We start from the raw sequence: 18,997 nt of genomic DNA on the forward strand, positions 1-18,997 counted from the left end.
TATTTTTAGAGTGTCGGTTTTACAGGCAAGATATTTCCTTTGTCATCAAAATAAATCCGGTCTATGCACACTTCGCGATTAAATCCTGCTGCATCGCCCATCTTAATCCCGTCCGGATAACTAAAACGATGGTAAACCACATACCATTCATCTTTTCCAGGAATCTGCAATACCGAATTATGGCCTGTGCCATAAATACCATTCGATGGATCTTTTTGAAGAATCAGATTATTATCTGAAATACTGATTGGACCGATGGGAGAATAAGACGTACCATACCTGACGCGATAATTTTCACTACGCGTATCCTCCTCCGACCAAAGAAAATAGTATATTCCCTTACGGAAAAACACATATGTTCCTTCTCTGAAAGTCTTATCTGTTTTTAAGATTTTTGTAGTATTTTCCTCTAATGAAATCATATCTTCATTGAGTTGTGTTGCAGCAAGGAAGCCATTGCCCCAATAAATGTAACTCTTACCTGTTTTGGGATCAGTGAATACTGCAGGATCAATTACCTGTCCATGTTTTATACCCTCTGGTTTAGCACTTAGAAGCGGTTTACCTGAATCTACGAAAGGTCCGGTTGGGAGATCTGATACGGCCACACCAATTTTCTGTGCCGCAGTGAAATAATAATAATATTTATAATTTCCTTTAACCTCTTTCTCGGCAATGGTAGGCGCCCATGCATTTCTGTTTGCCCAGCTTACATCTTTTTTAAGGTCCAGGATCACTCCCTCATCTTTCCAGTTTTTAAGATCCATTGAAGAGAAGGTTTTGAAATAGGTCCCTCCCCATCCATCGAAACCATCGCTTGTGGGATAGATGTAAAATTTTTTGGTTTTTTTGGAATACAATACATCCGGATCAGCATAATATCCCTCAAGAACAGGATTTTTCCTGAATGAAAGTTCCATGTCTTTGGGGATACCCCAGCGATTAGTGAGGTTAACCAATTCCTTACGTGTTAATGGGATAATAGTACCGTGACGTGGATGAAAATCCATTTTGACTTCATGATCAATCACGTTAAATTGATCGAGGTCATAGCTTTCGCAAAACTGATATTTACCTTTGCCATATACATCGTACATGAGAATGTATTTCGGCGAGTTATTAAGTTTGAACACACCTGACCCTTCCACTGCATCTTTGGTTTGCTGCTTGTATCCGGGCTGTTCAATCCACTTTCCACTGGCTAATGAATCTGTCATCGCCAGTCTAATTCCATTTCCGTGTCCTTCGGTTTTGTAAAACAGATGAAACAATCCGTTTTTATTGATGATATCTCCATCAATACAGGATTTGCCGTTCTTTGGCCTAAACAATACTTCTGGCGCTGCAGTAAAGCCTGTAAAGTCATCATTAGCGTAAGCATAGTAAATCATATCCGCGCCATCACCATGTTTCATTGACCAATAGACCATGTATTTCCCTTTTGCAGGATCAAAAATGGTTTGTGGTGCCCATACCCGCTTTAGATCCTCATTCCCATTATACTGTTTTTGTATGTTAACAACAGTATGTTTCCAGTTGATGAGATCTGTGGATTTCAGTAATACCATCGCCCGGTTTGAATCCCATCCTTTCGAGGAAGTCATATCAGTGAGAACCATGTAGTAGGATTGACCATCAATACCGCGAAGAATGTGAGGATCCCGTATACCACCTGTGGAACTAATCATTTTTGAATCCAGAATGGGCTTGTTATGGTTTAACGCGCGATAATTATATCCATCTGTACTGATGGCAAAACAAAGTGCTTCATCGGATACTGCATTTCCCTTAAAATAGGCGAATAGATAACCGGCATAATCTTTTTCTGCAGGTCCGGCTTTATATTCCTGGCCGGAGGTGAGCATAGTGCTACATAGTTGTAACATAACAACAAAGATTACGATCATCCACCTGGCGTGTGTAAAATTCAATAGCATCATCTTTTTTATTCCTGTAATCATTGTAGATTCTTTTGTTCCCTTGTGTATAAAATATTGTTAATTATCTGGATGCTTACAGGGAAACGCCCCTCTTCCAGGGAATAAAGTCATCCTGCTGAAGCAAAACGGCTTTGGGAATAGATTCTCCACTAGCCACTTTGATGCAATGCTCCAATATTTCTTCACCAACCTGCTCAATCGTTTTTTCTCCACTGATGATGCTACCGGTATCAAGATCGATAATGTCATTCATCTTTTTGGCGAGTGATGTGTTTGATGATATTTTTACCGTCGGGCAGACTGGATTACCAGTAGGCGTACCCAAGCCTGTGGTAAAAAGAATAATGGTTGCTCCTGATGCGGTTTGTCCGGTTGTGGCTTCCACATCATTGCCAGGCGTACATACTAGACTCAGCCCCGGTTTGGTAACCACTTCTGTATAGTCCAAGACATCAACAACAAGTGAGGTACCGCCTTTTTTCGCGGCACCCGTTGATTTTATCGCATCCGTAATCAGACCATCTTTAATATTTCCAGGGGATGGATTCATATGAAAACCTGAACCAGCCTGATGCGCCAGATCATTGTAGTCGGTCATCAGTTTGACAAATTTTTCAGCAGCTGAGCGATCAATCATTCGATCAAGGATTTGTTGCTCTGCGCCACACAACTCTGGAAATTCTGCCAATAAAACCTTTCCCCCAAGTCCAACCAGAAGATCAGCACAGTAACCCACAGCTGGGTTCGCTGAAATCCCACTGAACCCATCACTTGCACCACATTTTACACCGATGCAAAGTTTATCGAGGGAAGCAGGCTGACGCGATTGTCTGTTGACTAGAATCAACGCTTTGAATGTTTGCAAGATAGCCTTCTGGATCATCAATTCTTCACTTAAGGCTTTCTGCTGCTCGAAAACAAGAAATGGCTTATCAAAAGCAGGGTTGCGTTTGTATAAATCAGCCTTTAGGTCGCCTACCTGCAGATGTTGACATCCCAGGCTCAGTAGCGTAATCCCGGCAACGTTTGGATGGTCAGCATAGGCAGCGAGTAACCTGCTCAGCGTTGCTGCATCTTGTCGGGTACCGCCACATCCGCCAGAATGATTGAGAAATTTTATGCCATCGATATTATTGAAAACTCTTTTTATTTTATCGTTAGTCTCGGGCTGAAAATCAACGTGAAGCAGATCTTCTCCAAATTCAAATGCATCAACAAGACTTTGCGCATAGTAAAAATATTTATCATCAACGGTGTAACCGAGCGCATGGTTAAGGGCACTTTTTATCACATCCAGATTTCTGTTTTCGCAGAATACGGTGGGAATAAATAGCCAGTAATTAGCAGTACCCACCCGGCCATCACTGCGGTGATAACCATTAAATTTACGGTCGGTAAACCTGGTCATATCCGGCTTTTGCCAGTCTAAAGCAGTTTCCTTGATAGAAAAAGGATCGGTTGCATGCGAAGTATTTTCAACTGTCATCCTTTCTCCTTCACCGATATCATGATTGACTAACCCAACCACAACGCCGTACATGATCACTTTATCTCCGGCAGTCATATCTTGGATAAAAAATTTATGCTTTGCAGGGATGTCATGCCGTAATCGAATCTGTTTCGAATCATCCATGATGATGGTGCCTGCAGCTAAATCCTGCAATGCCACGAAAACATTATCCTTTTTATCAATCTGAAGGGTTACTTTATTCATCTTTTTAAATAAAAATTATTATTAATTTACCCTTGGCTTCCAGAACTTCAAGCCAAACAAAAACACCACAAAGAAACAGAAAAAAGGCACCAGAAAACCATACTGAATGCTAGCAGTCTGGTCAGAAATGTATCCCAAAAACAAGGGCAGTATCGCACCGCCAACAATTGACATCACAATCAAGGAGGAGCCTATTTTGGTGTCTTTCCCAATCCCAGCAATTCCTAATGAGAAAATGGTGGGAAACATAATGGACATGAAAAATGAAACGCCGATGAGTGCATATACAGTAATAATTCCGTGAGAAAAAATAGCCACCAATGTTAATAACATACTGAACAATGCGTAAATGAATAGCAGAATATTGGGTGCGGTAAAGCGCATAAAGAAAGTTCCAACAAATCTCCCAATCATAAATGCAAGGCCAGCGCCTCCCGCATACCAACTGGCTGAGGAAGAAGTTAATCCTGCTGATGAAGTGGCAAAACGTATAAAAAAACTCAAGACACATACCTGAGCTCCGACATAGAAAAACTGAGCTATGATGGCGAACCTGAGATGCCTATGCATAAAAGCCTTTAGAATAGAGGTCTTTTCGTCTTTAACCTGTGTATCTTTTATATCCGGTAATTTAATAAATATGAATAGTGCCGCAATTATTAGTATTAAACAGCCTAATATCGCATATGGCCCTTTCACAGTTCCAGCTTCGTTCATCAAAAATTGTTCTTTTTCCAAAGGGAGCATACTGAAAATCTCTTGATCAGAGAGGCTGCTTTCACTTAAGATAAATTTCCCTCCGATTACCGGAGCCAGGAATGCGGCAAGACCGTTAAAGGATTGCGCAAAATTTAACCGCTGTGTAGCACTGCCAGGGTCACCCAAAGCAACTACATATGGGTTTGCTGCAGTTTCGAGAAAGGTAAGTCCACAGGCTAAAACAAACAAAGCCGTCAGAAAAAAGAAATACACGCCCGTGTCTGCTGCCGGTATGAATAAAAAAGATCCAATAGCGAATAAAACCAAACCAAATATGATTCCAAACTTATAACCATACTTCTTCATTAAAAAACCTGCTGGAAGTGCCATGATGAAATAGGCAATGAAGACAGAAAAATCGATCAGAGCGGTTTCAAGATCTGACAGAGAGAAAGCCCTTTTCAAATGTGGGATTAAAACTGGATCGAGGTTATGCACAAAACCCCAGAAAAAAAACAGACTGGTTATAAGAACAAGCGCAAAAAGATTTTTTGCACGGCTTTCATCGATGGTTTCGTTTTTAATAGATGTTTGATGTATGGGGTTCATTTTTATAATGTAATAAATTATGCTCCTGAGCGTAGAATTTGATGTATACTGGCATAAGCGTCATATTTTATGGTCCCACGCGTGACACCATAAGTAATGTTAATATTCAAACTGATATTTATAAATGTGCAAAAGCTTCCATAGGTTAAAGACTGATCCCTCCTAAATTAAACGCTACCAACATTCCTTCTGATAAACCAAGGGGGTTTTACCAGTAATCTTCCTAAAATGTTTGTAGAAGCTGGTAAAGCATGAGTAGCCACTTTCATAGCAAACTTCTTTAATACTCAGCTGGTTCTCACTTAGCATCTTGCATGCTTGTCCTATCCTTACTTCATTCAAAAACCTGGTATAGGTCTTTTTACTGGTAGCTTTGAAAAATCTGCAGAAGGATGTCGGACTAACATTGACTGTTGCCGCAATTTCTCTAAGATCTATTTTTCGCTTATAATTATTTAGGGTATGCTTATAAACAGCACCCAACCGATCTTTGTCTCTGTTTGATGAGGCTAGATGAAAACCTGAAGCGTGAAATGCTTGTACACCTTTACAACGCCCAATCTGTGACAGGCAATCGATAAAAAGTAAAAGTCTTTTGGCACCAACAGACCGTACAATACGCGTAATTAAGGAACCAACTGCATTTTTACCTATTGTGGACAACTGAAGGTATTGCGAACAAGAACACATTTCAAGGGTATTTCTGATACCTTGAAACTCAGGCAAGCCAAAAAAAGCATTGTCAAACAACTCCTTATCAAAATGAATTACATAGATTTCCACTTCGCTAGAGGGCGCATCAAAATATTTGGGGGCAAGCCTCCAGTAATGCGGTATGTTCTTTCCTACCAACAGGATATGACCGTCGTTAAAGGGGATAATGCTATCTCCAACATGCTGCATGCCACTACCTTTTTTGAAATAAATCAATTCAAGGTCAGTATGGAAGTGCAGATAATTATTAACATCTGGCCTGGTATCAACCCTAGAAACAAATGAATGAAATAAATCGTTGCGGATATGTATAGCTTGAGGTTTCATAACTTGCTTAAATAGGAATAGAATTGAGCGTTGTAAACAAAAGCGCTGAAATTTGGATTTTAAAAAGCGCCATTCCCTAGGGAATGACGCCAACTATACTAACCATTTGTGTTTGAATATTTACAGATCCGGGTATATCTAATACCCTGGATTTTGAGTCAGATTTTTATTAAGATCCCTTTCAGATTGTGGAATTGGCCAAAGCTCGTTTTTACCTACAATGAAATTTCGTTTTTTGAAGATGAAATAACCATTGGCGTTTACTGGATAATCTTTATAATTAGTCGGATCATTGGTCAGTTTCATTCCAGTAAATTGCTGGTTATTCTCTGAACCGATGATGCCCCATCTCAAACAATCAAAATATCTAATTCCCTCGAAAGCGAACTCTACCCGACGTTCCCTACGAATGATCGTTCTTAATGCTGTTGGATCGGTTGTAGTTACAGCTGGCATAGCAACCGCAGCTCTTCCTCTCACTTTATTGATGGTAGCGTCTAAAAGCGCCTGATCTACACTTCCACTTTCCAATTTAGCTTCTAAATAGCCTAATAAAACTTCTGCATATCTGATCAAAGGAAAATTATTTCCTGTATTATTGGTTGTAGCTACAGCCGGATCATCCTCCAGGAATTTATAAATCGCATAGCCACTCCATACACCAGGATATTGGTTTAAACGATCAGGGAGTGTAGTGCCAGGTTTGGCAGAATATACCCTTCCACGGAAACTGGTACGATCAGAAATCATGATGTTGAAATCCATCCTGGGGTCGCGGTTATCATAAGGGCTATTTTTATCGAATAATGGAGATTCTGCTATTGTTTTTCCATCTTTACACTCATAAGCTTCGACAAGCTCATTAAACGGAGAATATTGATGCCATCCACCCCAGGTTTCAGGAGTTAAGTATTGCAGCAAGGCATGATTGTAAGTATCTCTGATATACTGCATGGACATAATGATTTCACGACTTGTCTCTCCTGCATTTAAGAACAGTTCGCGGTATCTTGGATCTATAATGTAATAATTGAAGTCGATGATGGTCTTGTAGGTAGTGGCTGCATCTGCCCATTTTTTCTGGGCGAGTTGTAGTCGACCCAAAATTGCCAGTGCCGATGCCGAGGTCATGTGTCCCAGGCGGTCATTGCTGACTGACACAGGGAGGGCAGCAGCTGCGGCCTTTAACTCGCTTTCGCAAAATGCCCAAACCTCTGCCTTTGGTGTGCGGGTTACTGAATTTGCTTCTTCTACTGTCAACAATTTCTGTACTAGTGGTACATCGCCAAAATACAAAGCGAGATTAAAGTAATTGTATGCCCTGATGGTTTTTACCTCACCAATCATGACGGCTTTTTGAGCAGCATCCATAGTAACAAGACCAATGTTCGCTAAGAAATTATTACACCTTGTGATCTGGCCATATGCTTGCGAATAATAGGACCCAACAAATCCATAGGTAGGATTTAATGTTCCGTTGGTAAAGTTGTCAGGAATCAATTCTTTTTCCGATCCGTTACCGGCCATCAGATCCAGATTAACCATTGATGTTCCTGCCCAGAAATTATAGCCGGTAAATCCCGCTCCACTGTCATACACACCATTCAAGGCAAGCGTTGCGTCATTGGCCGTCTTCCAAAAAGTGGCATCAGAGATGGAAGAAAGGGGTTGGGTATCTAAGATATCTTTTTTACATCCTGCAATCACAGTCAGGAAGGAACATCCCACCACGACTGTTAATTTATATATATAATTTTTCATTTCGTTTTATTAATTATCCTAACTAATCAGATTATAATTTCACATTGATGCCAAAAGTATAAATGGCAGTGAGGGGGTAGAAATTGGGATTATCTCCAGACCCCTGCCCATTTTCCGGATCCCATCCTTCGTAGAAATCGTTCAGGGTGAAAAGATTCTGGCCCCCTGCGAACACTCTTAATTTTTCCAGACCAATTTTCTTGGTCAGGTTATTGGGTATAGTGTAACCAATCTGGGCATTTTTTAACCGCACGAATGTTCCTGACCTATTCCAATAAGAATTTCTTTGAACATTGGCACTGCCCTGGCTTAAATTAGTGATACGTGGATAGATGGCGTTTCGGTCAGGATTCTGTGGCGTCCAGGCGTTCTCGTATTGCCACTGTTGAACGTTTCCGCCATTGTACAAAGCATAAGCTTGATATGATCCCATTTGAACGGTGTAGTCTCCAAGACCTGAAAATAAAACCGAAGCATCAAATCCTTTGTAGCTCGCATTCAAATTTAAACCATAGGATATTTTCGGATTGGTATTCCCTAAGATCTGTCTGTCATAAGTGGCATCAACCTTACCATCAGGAAGCCCGTTTGGACCGCTGATATCTTTAAACCTGATGTTACCGGGTGCACCTCCATTTGGCTGGGTTGGATAACTGGCTACATCCGCCGCGTCAACAAACAATCCATCAGCTACAAATCCATAAATTGGATTTAAAGCTTGGCCCAAAAAGAAATTAGGAATTACACTTTGAATATCACCTGCTATTTTGATCACCTTTTGATTGTTGTATGAGAAATTGGGCGATACACCAAAGTTGACATTTCCAATTTTATTATTGTAAGTCAAGCTGACTTCGACACCCCTGTTTTGAATAGAGCCTGCATTTTGTATTGGAGCACTTAAACCTAATGTCGATGAAACCGGAACCTGATACAAAATGTCCTTGGCAGTTCTATCGTAAATATCGATTGTACCGCTCAGTGTATTCTTAAAGAAGGTAAAATCAAGACCTAAATTGGCCGTCGTAGTTGTTTCCCATTTAATATCGCGGTTTGCAGCAGCAGTAACTGCAGCTCCAGGAGCGATCACGCCCCCAAAATTATATCTTGTATTGGTACTGATATTGTATTGATAAGGATAATTGGCAATATTGGCATTGCCTAAAGAACCATAGGATGCTCTGATTTTTAATTCATTGATCCAGTTTATATTATCTTTGATGAATGCTTCTTCTGAAATTCTCCAACCTGCCGAAACTGCAGGAAAGACACCATAACGATTATCAGGGGCAAACCGTGACGAGCCATCATATCTTACATTGGCCTCAAAAAGGTATTTACCACCGAAATCGTAGTTGAATCGGGAAAAGTATGATCTGAAAGCATATTCATTGGCGCTACCTGAAGTTTGTTGATTGGTAGTTGCACCGGCATCGAGTTGATAAAGCAAATTATTAGGAAATCTGTCTCGAAATGCCCTTGAATTATCATCGCGATGCGCTTCCTGCTGGTATCCGCCTAAGATGGAAAAATTGTGTTTTCCAAAGCTCTTAACATATTTAGCAAGCAGATTAAGTGTAACTTCATTTCCATCTGTATTGGCCACATTTAAACTATTCGGACCAACATAAGTTGTTTTGTCAATGTTGATATCTGCTACATATGTAGTATTTACGCTGGTGTAATAGTGATAACCAGCCGTTCCGCTTAAATTTAAGCCGGGTATAATGTCCCATGAAAGTGTGGTATTCCCATAAAAGTTTTTAGCACGAAGATTATTAAAACCCTCACTGGCCAACCATGCTTCGGGAGCAAAAAAATCCTGGCGTCCATAAGTGCCGTCAGATTTTAAACCCGCGATGGTATTGGGTTCACGTACGGCAAAACCGATGATTCCCCCAATTCCCGCCGCATTGGACTGAGGTTGCGTTTGAACTTGCGAAAAACCCAGAATACTGGTTTTAAGGTTCAAATTATCTTTGATCCGGGTATCAACGTTTGCCTGAAAATCGTATCTCTTATTGTTTGTTTCTGCCGTAAGCCCATTATGATCGCGAAAACTACCTGATAAATAATATACATTATTGCCTTCGCCACCAGAAACATTAACATTATGATATTGTTGAAATCCTGAACCTGTGTTGAGTAAATTCTTCAAATGGGGAACGTTAGGAAAGTTGTCAGGATCGTTCCCACTTCTGTATTTCGCTACTACATCTGCGCTTGCACCTGTAAGTTCCGCATATGTCCAGGAATCAACAAATTGCGGCAGGCTTGTTATTTTTTCCCAACCAAAATAATTATTATAACTGATCACTGTTTTTCCTTTCTGACCACGCTTTGTTGTAACTAGAATAACGCCATTTGCAGCACGATTACCATAAATCGCAGCCGATGCCGCATCTTTTAACACGGTCATACTGGCAATATTGTCTGGTGCAACATCATCCAGTGAACCGGCAATTCCATCAATCAGTATTAAAGGACTGCTTCCGGAGTTGAAAGTACCTACCCCTCTAATAATTACTCTTGCACCATCACTACCCGGACGACCGCCACCTTGCTGTACCTGCACACCCGGCGATAAACCAGATAGTGCCTGAGATGCCTGAGTGATCGGTCGGTTATCAAGATCTTTTGAAGAAACTGTGCTGACCGACCCTGTCAGGTTGACTTTCTTTTGTGTACCGTAACCCACAATCACGACCTCATCCAGTTTTTTATTGTCATCAGCCAGCTGGACATTGATTTGTGTTTGCTGACCAACAGCTACTTCCTTGGTTCCGAAACCAATAAAACTAAAAACAAGCGTGCCATTACCATCTGGAATGCTCAGTGAATAATTACCCTGGGCATCGGTTTGGGATGTTTTACCGGATTCTTTGTGTTTAACAACCACGCCTGGTATGGCTTTTCCATTTACATCGGTAACTTTACCGCTAATAGTGACGTCGATTTTTTTGTTGCTGTGAAGCACGGTATTTAATTTATTCGAAAGGCTGAGGCTTGTGCTGGCTAGTGCGTTAGCAACAGGAGCAACTGAAAGTATTGAACCTAGAGTTAACATTGTTAACAGTCTGCGCCAGTTTACTGGCGATATTGGAATTATTTCCATATTTGGTTAGTTGGTTTATTGTTATTTAAGATTAGGCTAAAAAGATTTGGAGCCTTCTCATTATGATTTTGTGAAGTATATGTGCCTAGACTTAAAGGCTGATCAATAGATAAGATTAAGTTCTTTTTATTTCCATAAGCATTTCTTAATAGTTGGCGAATCTCATACAGCATCACTAAAGTACCGGTGTGAATTGTCTTCAGTTTTTTTTGAAAGAAAAATTCCATTCTGTTCTCGAGTGAACACTTTTTATAATGATTCAAATATTTGGTTATCTATCCTCTTAATTAGAAAAAAGAATATATTCAAATATAAAATGGAAGGAGACCGCAGCATTTATCATATTCAGACATCTTTTTATATTTTTCCGACTTTTATTTAAAAAACTATCCATATCCTGGCATGGGCAAACATATCAGTTAGAAAAAATCACCTTCACTGAGGAGTTGATTTTTTTGCTTAATAGTCGCACAGCTAGCTGAGCAGTAGAAAACAAGTACCTTTCAAAACCTTAAGCGGAAAATAGGTAATGTTGTTCTTGTGAGTGGCAATTGTTGGCTGAGCTTTCAAATTGAGAATACACTTTAAACGCATTTAATATATTGCTTACAAACAGCGGAACCAGTTACCGATCACATAAATCTCTTATTAGTTAATGAGCATAACAAAATTAAATCTCAGAAAAAGCGGAGATTATTTAGGCTTTCAAGAAAGAAGTGTTAAAATGAGGCACACCATCTTTACAATAGAATTAGAGCCTGTCGAAGTCAAAAAAGTATTTATTGATATTAGAAATGATGGTGAGGAGAACAGTAAGCTATTATTACTGATAAGTCAACAAATTTTGGAATAACCATAACTGTAACCTACTTCATTTTTTAGTTCGCATTTAAGGAAATCCCTTTCATGTATTATCCGCTTTACGAAATATCTGTTGGCGCGCGTCAATTTACTCTTGATGGCTTTACCATCAGTATATTGGGACCGGAAATTCATGGCTCAGTCTGCATATGGTTGTTATCTCTGGAATTTCCTGCAGTTTCTGTTTGAACCTACAACCAGGTCCTCCTGGAATTAACGTTTAAAAACAACGAATTAACAAGCTTTTCACGCAACTATGTATTGCTTTAGGAATAGTATTTATAGGAATCTCTTATTTACCTCCTTTTTACGTATTCCTACCCTGTCATAAATGCTTTGATACTTTTCGGGGCTGATTATAATTTCTCTTTCCTTCAGTGTTTACTATGGATAATATGGAAGCTAAGTTGCTTATATCAGTCAATAAAATTTAATGTTTTGTTTTGCGTCTTGTAAGCACCAGGTGTCAACCCCGTGATTTTTTTAAATACGCGAGAAAAATAGTGCACATTATCAAAACCTGTCAGTTCGGCTATCTCTTCCTGCTGCTTCTTTGTTGTAATTATCAAATACTGTGCCCGTTCAATTCTTTTCTGGAGAATAAAATTTACCGGACTTTGACCTGTGTACCGGTGAAAGAGTCTGGAGAAGTAGTCCGTATTAAGGTTAGCCCGATCAGCAAGCTGGCTTATTCGCAGGGGTGTTTTAAGATTAATTTGAATATACCCTATCGCATCCATGACGGCAGGAGGATTGAGGATGAGGCTATCTTTATGGAATACTTCGGGCTTAAGAAATTTTGATATCAATAGCAATATCAGCCCTTGGGTCTCATATTGGACCGAAATACTTTGAAGATTATTCAGTTCGGTATATTCTTTATAGTAAATATCTTTTTCATAAACCATTGGGTCATGAGATCGGTTAATACCACGGCCTGGATTTATTGCGATCAATCGCTTGAAATGAGCAATGTCAGCAGAGTTTGCCTCGATCTCCATCGTCTCCCTGTAATTGTAAAATAGAGATATTCCGTCAGCAGATTCTTCAAAAAACTGGACGAAATACTGACTTAAAAATGAATCGCAGTATAAATTGCAAAGGGTGAAACTCGGAATCAAATAGAGAAAGCCAGGCCTTAGGTTTATCGTTCCTTTTGGACCGGCTATTTCACCTTTTCCTTCATCAATGTAATATATTCGGTAGTAGGGACTAATCACATTTCTAAAATTCCATTTCTTACCCAGCTTAACATAATCCACATTCAACAATTGGAAAGAATGCTTGATAAGCTTTTTGTTCATTGTCATTAACTTTAGTTTTTGATTGGGCTAACTTGAATTACTCATATTCATCAAAAGAGAGCGTGAACAAAAAATTCACAACAGTCTGCATTTGGTTAGTATCGCTAAATTCAGCTAATGAAAATATATAATTGGGGGGCTGGCAGGTAAAATAAGAGGGGGTAAATATAAAAATGTGGGGTAAAAACGAGGATTTTTAAGTTGTCAGAAATAATAGACAAGAAATTAGATTCCTGGAAATGCATATCCAAAAATTGGTAACTGAGGCTTACAGTTCCCTTGGTTTATCGACTTTAAAGTCTTTGTTCAATGACAGATTATTAGCGAAAGTCTTCCTGTATTTTTTAATATATTCTGATGGATTCATCTCGAAAATTTTTCTGAACTGCTCTCTAAAATACTTGATGTCATTGATTCCTACAATAAACATCGTCTCCCTAATGGTATTGTCAGTGGTGATAAAAATTTGCGCTGCTTTTCGCAGTCGAATAAATCTAATGAAACTAGTCGGTGAATGTCCCGAAATAGATTTAATCTTTTTGAATAGCGTTTCTCTGGACATTCCAATTTCTTCAGCTAGCAACTTAATGCTAAAATCAGCATTCTCCATATGCTTCTCAACGATACTGATGCAATTATTTAAAAACTCTTTGTATTCTGAAGATATTTTTGAACTGTTTGTATTAAGCGTGATTTCACTGTAAAAATACTTTTGAAGGCTATTTTTACTTTTTAGAATACCCGCAACCCTGGCAATCAATAGTTTTTTGTCGAAAGGTTTATTGAAAAAATCATCTGCACCACTTTCTATGCCTTTGAGTTTAATTTCTTCTGATTTACTTGCGGTAAGTAAAACTATAGGTATATGTGAAATCGATTCATCTTCTTTTACGGCACGGCACAGTTCTATTCCTCCCATTTCACCCATCATCACATCGCTGATGACAATATCTGGAAGAAGCTCACGAATGATTGCAAGCCCACTTTCACCATTCCATGCCTGCAAAATGTGATATTGATCGGTAAAAATATCTTCCAGATAGTTGGCGATTTCTTCATTATCATCAATAATTAGAATAGTTTTGCGCTCCTCAATAAGTGAGCTAAGGGATGCGATGTCAAGGTTCTCTTTGGGATAATTTTCGGCAGGGTATATATTAAATTTTGGTATCGAACCCAAATTTACAGAATCCTCTTTTGCAATCAATAAGGGATCAATATATGCATCTCCCTTTAATACCTCAACTCGAAAGATCGTTCCTTCGCGTCCATCACTGGAACAACTCACTCGGCCTTTATGCATCTCTATAAAAGTTTTCACCAAATAAAGTCCAATTCCAAATCCACCTCCAAAAGCCCCAGCTTTAAAAGATTCCTGATAAAACCTATTAAATATTTTAGTTTGAGATTCCAAAGGAATTCCGCAGCCTGAATCCTGGACGATTAAACTTACGTACTCATCTGCGTCATTGATTCCAAGGGTTATACTTCCGCCGTGCGGGGTAAACTTGAAGGCGTTAGAGAGTAGATTGAAGATCACAATCTCCATTTTCTCTATATCGGCATAAATTAATATGGGGACTGATGGTGATTCAAACTGATAAGTGATGCCGTTCGTTGTTGCCTGATGCTCGAAACATATAAAGATTTCCCTCGCAAACTTGACAATATCGAATTTTGATATTGTCAATTGTTCTTCTTCTGCTTCTGCCTTACTATAACGAATCAGCTGATCAACAAGACCTAAAAGCCGTTTGGCATTTCGATAAACTATATTCAAACTGCGATTATCAACCTGGTGGTTATCCTCATTGAGCAAATCCTTAACGGGATTAATGATTAGCGTTAGGGGCGTTCTGAATTCATGAGAAATATTGGTAAAAAAAGCTGACTTTCGTTCGCTAATTTCTTTCTCTTTCTCACTTTCCAAATGTGCCATTTGAATCTGGTATTTTAGTTGAACCTGTTTTTTACGGTAAGTGATATATAGATAACATAAAAACAACCCTGTCGCAGCATAGATTACATATGCCCACCAGGTTAAATACCAGGGAGGGTTAATCCTAATGATTAGTGTAGTTATACGATTACTGGAAAACTTATCATCTCTGTAGCAGGTAACCTCAAAACGGTAGAGGCCAGGGTTGAGATTTGTATAGGTGGCTTTTCGCTGGTTACCTACTTTATTCCATCTTTGATCGAATCCAGATAATCGGTAAGCATATTTTATTTTTTTTGGGTTTTTATACTCAGGCGCTACGAATTCCAGCGAGAAAATACTTTGATCATAATCCAGGGAAACTTCCTTCGCTATAAGGATGTTATCCTTTAAAGGACCATTCTTGCTTGGTAAAACTGATTTATTTAGGATCTGAAAATCTGTAAGAAAGACAACCGGATTGGGCTTATTCAACTGAATCCGCTTTGGATCGAAAGAGAAATAGCCTTTACTTCCTGCAGCAACAATCAAATTATCCCTTCTCTGGAGGACAGAATTTACCGAAAAACCATCGGTGTCATCAAAATTGCTTACCACTCCCGAGCTAGGGTCAAGACTGGATATTCCACTCTCGGTAATCACCCATAAAGTGCCCAAATAGTCTTCTTCGATATCTTTAAATACATTGCTGGCAAAACCGTCTTTATTTGAAAAGGTACGAAGCAGCCTTTTATTAGCATTATACTGATTTAATCCATCTGTCGTACTTATCCAGATATTTTTTTTTGAATCCCTCAGGATATCATTTATCACATTACTGCTTAATCCATTTTCAGTGGTGATTGACTCAAATTTACCTGTAGTTCTATCGAAAACGTTTACGCCACCACCATACGTACCAATCCAAATTTTCCCATCGGCAGATTTACACAACTTATAGGTATGATTATTATTTATTGAAGATGAGTTTCCAGACTCGTTATGAAAATGATCGAAATGTTCAGTCGTACGGTGATAAATTTTTATACCTGCATCCGTTGCAAGTACATAGACGTCTTTCTCCAACTCAAGAATATCCCTAAATACATCTTCATTATAGAGGTTTCCCTGGGTAGAATGATGATGATGGTTAGTAAAAAGGTTTGTATGCTCATTGAAGCTGTAGAAGCCATTCTCTGTTAATACCCAAAGTACCCCTTTACTATCCTTGTAAAGTTTCGTGATGATGTTACTTTTTAAGCCTCCATTACCCTGCGATTTGGTAAAAATATTAAGCCTTCCTGTTTTCTGATCAATTCTGATCAGGCCGTTATCTGCTCCTATCCAGGTATTGGTATGATCAGAGATTATACTGCTCACGACCCCAGTAGATAGAGGCAGAGGCTTAAGTAAAAATTTATGCGGCTGATCAATGATGAGGTAAATTCCATCGACAGCATTGATCCAGATATTCCCTTGTTGGTCTTTATAAGAACGACCGTTAGCATAATTTTCTATCTTTCCGATTCTTGTCCATCGCTTCAAAATGATGTCGTAAAGATAGAAACCACTATTTTCCCCAATTAAAATTGATGATTTATCTACTATCGAAATACTGAACACAGAATTTTTCCTGGAACCCGGCGACTCGATCTTCGAGAATTTCTCGGTTGCCAAATCAAAACTAAAAAGACCACTCCAATAAGTTCCTACCCAGATATTTCCATTGGACGCCACGCAAAGCGACCAAATATCGTTTGGATTTTTCTCACCCTTGATACGAGGCTGTGGAAAATTGGTGAATGACTCAGTTTGCGGATTAAATCTACTTAAACCTGCACTCCAGCTCCCCAACCATATATTATGATGGCTATCTTCAATAATTGCATTGACCGATTTCCCGGCCATACTTCCCTTTCTGGATGGATCTTGTCTATAAATACGGAATTTCTTTTGATGTGGTTTGTATTTATTTAATCCGTCATCTGTACCTACCCAAATCACACCAGCATTGTCGCAAAGTAGAGACCAAACTTTGTTGTTGCTTAAAGAGCCGGGATTCTTCACCTCATGATAAAATCGTTCAAAAGTTTCTGAAAGCGGATCAAAAAGGTTTAGCCCATCCATCGTTGCAACCCATATCTTACCCTGTCGATCTTCGCACAATGCATTGACGTAGTTATTGGTGAGTGAATTTTTATCTCTCTGCGCACTTGAATAAATCTTGAAAGTAAAGCCATCAAAACGGCAGAGTCCGTTTTGGGTTCCTATCCATATAAATCCTCTTTTGTCCTGAAGGGTCGCAGTGGTATTCTTTGAAGGAAGTCCATCGGCTATAGTATAACTCTTGATCTTTCCCCATCTTTCGTCGGCAAAGTAGGGTTTTGCAACTTGCGCTATCGTGTATTGGGAACTGATTATGACCAGGCAAAATGAAAAGAACATTCTGATAGATATAATCATTGTAAAATAATTGATTAGAGATGTGAACTAGAGTACGAATATAGCATTCATCGCTGCAAATTATATATTTTACTTATCAATAGCATACCTTCAGATGATATAATTTAATTATGGATTTGCTTTAGGGTTTTAACTGTCCCATCGGCAAATAGGATTATAATAAGAACTGTTTAATGCTTTCATGGTCAATTAGGCCTTTTTCAACCATGTTTTCCCAAAAGGCTTCTGGTATAATGTGATTGGCCATCTCTATATTTGCAGCAACTTTTTCTGGTTTTGAGGTACTCATTGCGACACTTTTAATTCCAGGAAAACTCCTTGCATACTGAAAACAAACTGTCGCCGGCGACAAACCGAATTGTTTGCATACTTTATAAAAACTGGAACGCCATTGAATCAACTTCCTGTCCTCTTCCATAGCTTCATCAAGTAAACGGTAATTATAAAAATCACTTCCAATTAAAAAACCACCATTAAAAATAGCAGAATTGATTACGAGAACATTATTTTTATGCAGTTCATCAATAAACGTCATGAGCTCAATTGGATGATCCATTATAGTTAAACTATTGGCGATCATTACCCAATCCAGCTTAACATCTTTAGTTATTTTCTCAATAACCTTCCAATCTTTAGCTCCTATTCCAACAGACTTGACTTCCCCCTTTTTTTTAAGTTCCAGAAGTGCACGATAAGCTTCCAGAATATCCTGATAACGTTTTTTGTAATCAGCATCACCATTTGCTGCTGAAAGATATTCATCGGGATCGTGTACAGAAACGTATTCGGATCTGTAATCGCCAAGCAGCTGATTTCCCTGCTCGAAACAGGCTAAGATACCATCGTAACTAATTCTTTGTTCTGCATCAAATTCAAGATCTTTCCACACTCCAGGTTCAAAAGTAGGCTCTTCATTTAGCAGAGCAATCCGATACCAACCCAGCTTATTGGAGATAATCACTTTAGATGGATCAGTTTTTAATTCGCTTAAGCAGTTACCCAATACCTCCAGCGCTAAACCTGCTCCATATTTTCCTGCGGTATCAAAAAAGGCAACATCTTCTGTTGCTGACAAACAAGCGGCTACAATTTTCTTTTTATTGGCGTAGGTTTCTGCTTTGTAAATATTGCCTAATCCACTGGTTCCAAATACAAATGAGGGAATTTGAGGTGGTGATGTATGCTGATTAACCATTTAAATTATCATTTTGCAAGGCCTTATCCAATTCAAATATTTTATCCATTAAAATCCACTTTTCCCCATTGACTGCCCATGGCAAGGGTTGCTGAAATTTCCACATGAGTGCTTCCCATTCCTGAACTTTTTCGTTCGCTTCATCCATTTCCCGTTTGCGGGAGAAGCTAAAATCATCAGTGGTTTCCATCAGCATAAAAAGCCTGTTCGAGCTCCTGAAGATTTCCATATTTAAAATACCAGAGTCAATAATGCTATTTGTTATTTCGGGCCAGCTCTTCTTATGGTAGGCTTCATACTCCGCAATAAGCGCAGCATCGTCTATAAGGTCGAGAGCAAGTGCATATTTTTTCATAATTAATCACGTGTTCGCAGAC

Annotated in this window: 11 protein-coding genes; 1 reads left to right on the plus strand and 10 read right to left on the minus strand. The window is 39.1% G+C overall.

The window, feature by feature from the left end; translation table 11 throughout:
* Nucleotides 1–5: 5 nt before the first annotated feature.
* The 6 genes from OQZ33_RS04070 to OQZ33_RS04095 form a co-directional block, all read right to left on the minus strand.
* On the minus strand, nt 6–1,961 hold the full coding sequence (locus tag OQZ33_RS04070; RefSeq protein ID WP_265797784.1) for a family 43 glycosylhydrolase: 1,956 nt from the start codon (nt 1,959–1,961) through the stop codon (nt 6–8).
* 52 nt (nt 1,962–2,013) lie between these two features.
* Entirely contained in the window at nt 2,014–3,654 is a 1,641-nt protein-coding gene (locus OQZ33_RS04075) for a UxaA family hydrolase (RefSeq protein WP_265797785.1), read from the minus strand.
* Between the two features lie 21 nt (nt 3,655–3,675).
* Complete coding sequence (fucP, locus tag OQZ33_RS04080; RefSeq protein ID WP_265797786.1) at nt 3,676–4,962, minus strand: L-fucose:H+ symporter permease; 1,287 nt, start codon at nt 4,960–4,962, stop codon at nt 3,676–3,678.
* A gap of 174 nt (nt 4,963–5,136) precedes the next feature.
* Complete coding sequence (locus tag OQZ33_RS04085; RefSeq protein WP_265797787.1) at nt 5,137–6,003, minus strand: helix-turn-helix domain-containing protein; 867 nt, start codon at nt 6,001–6,003, stop codon at nt 5,137–5,139.
* 138 nt (nt 6,004–6,141) lie between these two features.
* Nucleotides 6,142–7,764: a RagB/SusD family nutrient uptake outer membrane protein gene (locus tag OQZ33_RS04090; RefSeq protein ID WP_265797788.1), complete on the minus strand. Its 1,623-nt coding sequence runs from the start codon at nt 7,762–7,764 to the stop codon at nt 6,142–6,144.
* 31 nt (nt 7,765–7,795) lie between these two features.
* Nucleotides 7,796–10,879, minus strand: coding sequence for a SusC/RagA family TonB-linked outer membrane protein (locus OQZ33_RS04095; RefSeq protein ID WP_265797789.1), 3,084 nt, complete (start codon nt 10,877–10,879; stop codon nt 7,796–7,798).
* 655 nt (nt 10,880–11,534) lie between these two features.
* Between OQZ33_RS04095 and OQZ33_RS04100 the strand changes: the two genes are divergently transcribed.
* Nucleotides 11,535–11,732: a hypothetical protein gene (locus OQZ33_RS04100; RefSeq protein WP_265797791.1), complete on the plus strand. Its 198-nt coding sequence runs from the start codon at nt 11,535–11,537 to the stop codon at nt 11,730–11,732.
* A 424-nt stretch (nt 11,733–12,156) separates the two neighbouring features.
* Here OQZ33_RS04100 and OQZ33_RS04105 read toward each other — a convergent pair whose 3' ends face one another.
* The 4 genes from OQZ33_RS04105 to OQZ33_RS04120 all read right to left on the minus strand — a co-directional run bounded on the left by OQZ33_RS04105 (nt 12,157) and on the right by OQZ33_RS04120 (nt 18,975).
* Nucleotides 12,157–13,044, minus strand: coding sequence for a helix-turn-helix domain-containing protein (locus tag OQZ33_RS04105; RefSeq protein WP_265797792.1), 888 nt, complete (start codon nt 13,042–13,044; stop codon nt 12,157–12,159).
* A 268-nt stretch (nt 13,045–13,312) separates the two neighbouring features.
* Nucleotides 13,313–17,425 carry a hybrid sensor histidine kinase/response regulator transcription factor gene (locus OQZ33_RS04110; RefSeq protein ID WP_265797793.1) on the minus strand — a complete coding sequence of 1,371 codons (4,113 nt, stop codon included), beginning with the start codon at nt 17,423–17,425 and terminating at the stop codon, nt 13,313–13,315.
* Nucleotides 17,426–17,579: 154 nt separating this feature from the next.
* On the minus strand, nt 17,580–18,620 hold the full coding sequence (locus tag OQZ33_RS04115; RefSeq protein ID WP_265797795.1) for an aldo/keto reductase: 1,041 nt from the start codon (nt 18,618–18,620) through the stop codon (nt 17,580–17,582).
* Nucleotides 18,613–18,975 (minus strand): L-rhamnose mutarotase, encoded by a 363-nt coding sequence (locus tag OQZ33_RS04120; protein ID WP_265797796.1) that lies wholly within the window; start codon nt 18,973–18,975, stop codon nt 18,613–18,615. The genes OQZ33_RS04115 and OQZ33_RS04120 overlap by 8 nt, the downstream gene beginning before the upstream one ends.
* Nucleotides 18,976–18,997: the final 22 nt, after the last annotated feature.

The sequence above is a fragment of the Pedobacter sp. MC2016-05 genome (assembly GCF_026239735.1).
Lineage (GTDB): Bacteria > Bacteroidota > Bacteroidia > Sphingobacteriales > Sphingobacteriaceae > Pedobacter.

Excerpts from the sequence above, each read along its gene's own strand:
- OQZ33_RS04095 (WP_265797789.1), bottom strand. The coding sequence starts at position 10,879 with ATGGAAATAATTCCAATATCGCCAGTAAACTGGCGCAGACTGTTAACA.
- fucP (WP_265797786.1), bottom strand. The coding sequence starts at position 4,962 with ATGAACCCCATACATCAAACATCTATTAAAAACGAAACCATCGATGAA.
- OQZ33_RS04110 (WP_265797793.1), bottom strand. The coding sequence starts at position 17,425 with ATGATTATATCTATCAGAATGTTCTTTTCATTTTGCCTGGTCATAATC.
- OQZ33_RS04105 (WP_265797792.1), bottom strand. The coding sequence starts at position 13,044 with ATGAACAAAAAGCTTATCAAGCATTCTTTCCAATTGTTGAATGTGGAT.
- OQZ33_RS04075 (WP_265797785.1), bottom strand. The coding sequence starts at position 3,654 with ATGAATAAAGTAACCCTTCAGATTGATAAAAAGGATAATGTTTTCGTG.
- OQZ33_RS04120 (WP_265797796.1), bottom strand. The coding sequence starts at position 18,975 with ATGAAAAAATATGCACTTGCTCTCGACCTTATAGACGATGCTGCGCTT.
- OQZ33_RS04115 (WP_265797795.1), bottom strand. The coding sequence starts at position 18,620 with ATGGTTAATCAGCATACATCACCACCTCAAATTCCCTCATTTGTATTT.
- OQZ33_RS04100 (WP_265797791.1), top strand. The coding sequence starts at position 11,535 with ATGAGCATAACAAAATTAAATCTCAGAAAAAGCGGAGATTATTTAGGC.
- OQZ33_RS04090 (WP_265797788.1), bottom strand. The coding sequence starts at position 7,764 with ATGAAAAATTATATATATAAATTAACAGTCGTGGTGGGATGTTCCTTC.
- OQZ33_RS04085 (WP_265797787.1), bottom strand. The coding sequence starts at position 6,003 with ATGAAACCTCAAGCTATACATATCCGCAACGATTTATTTCATTCATTT.
- OQZ33_RS04070 (WP_265797784.1), bottom strand. The coding sequence starts at position 1,961 with ATGATTACAGGAATAAAAAAGATGATGCTATTGAATTTTACACACGCC.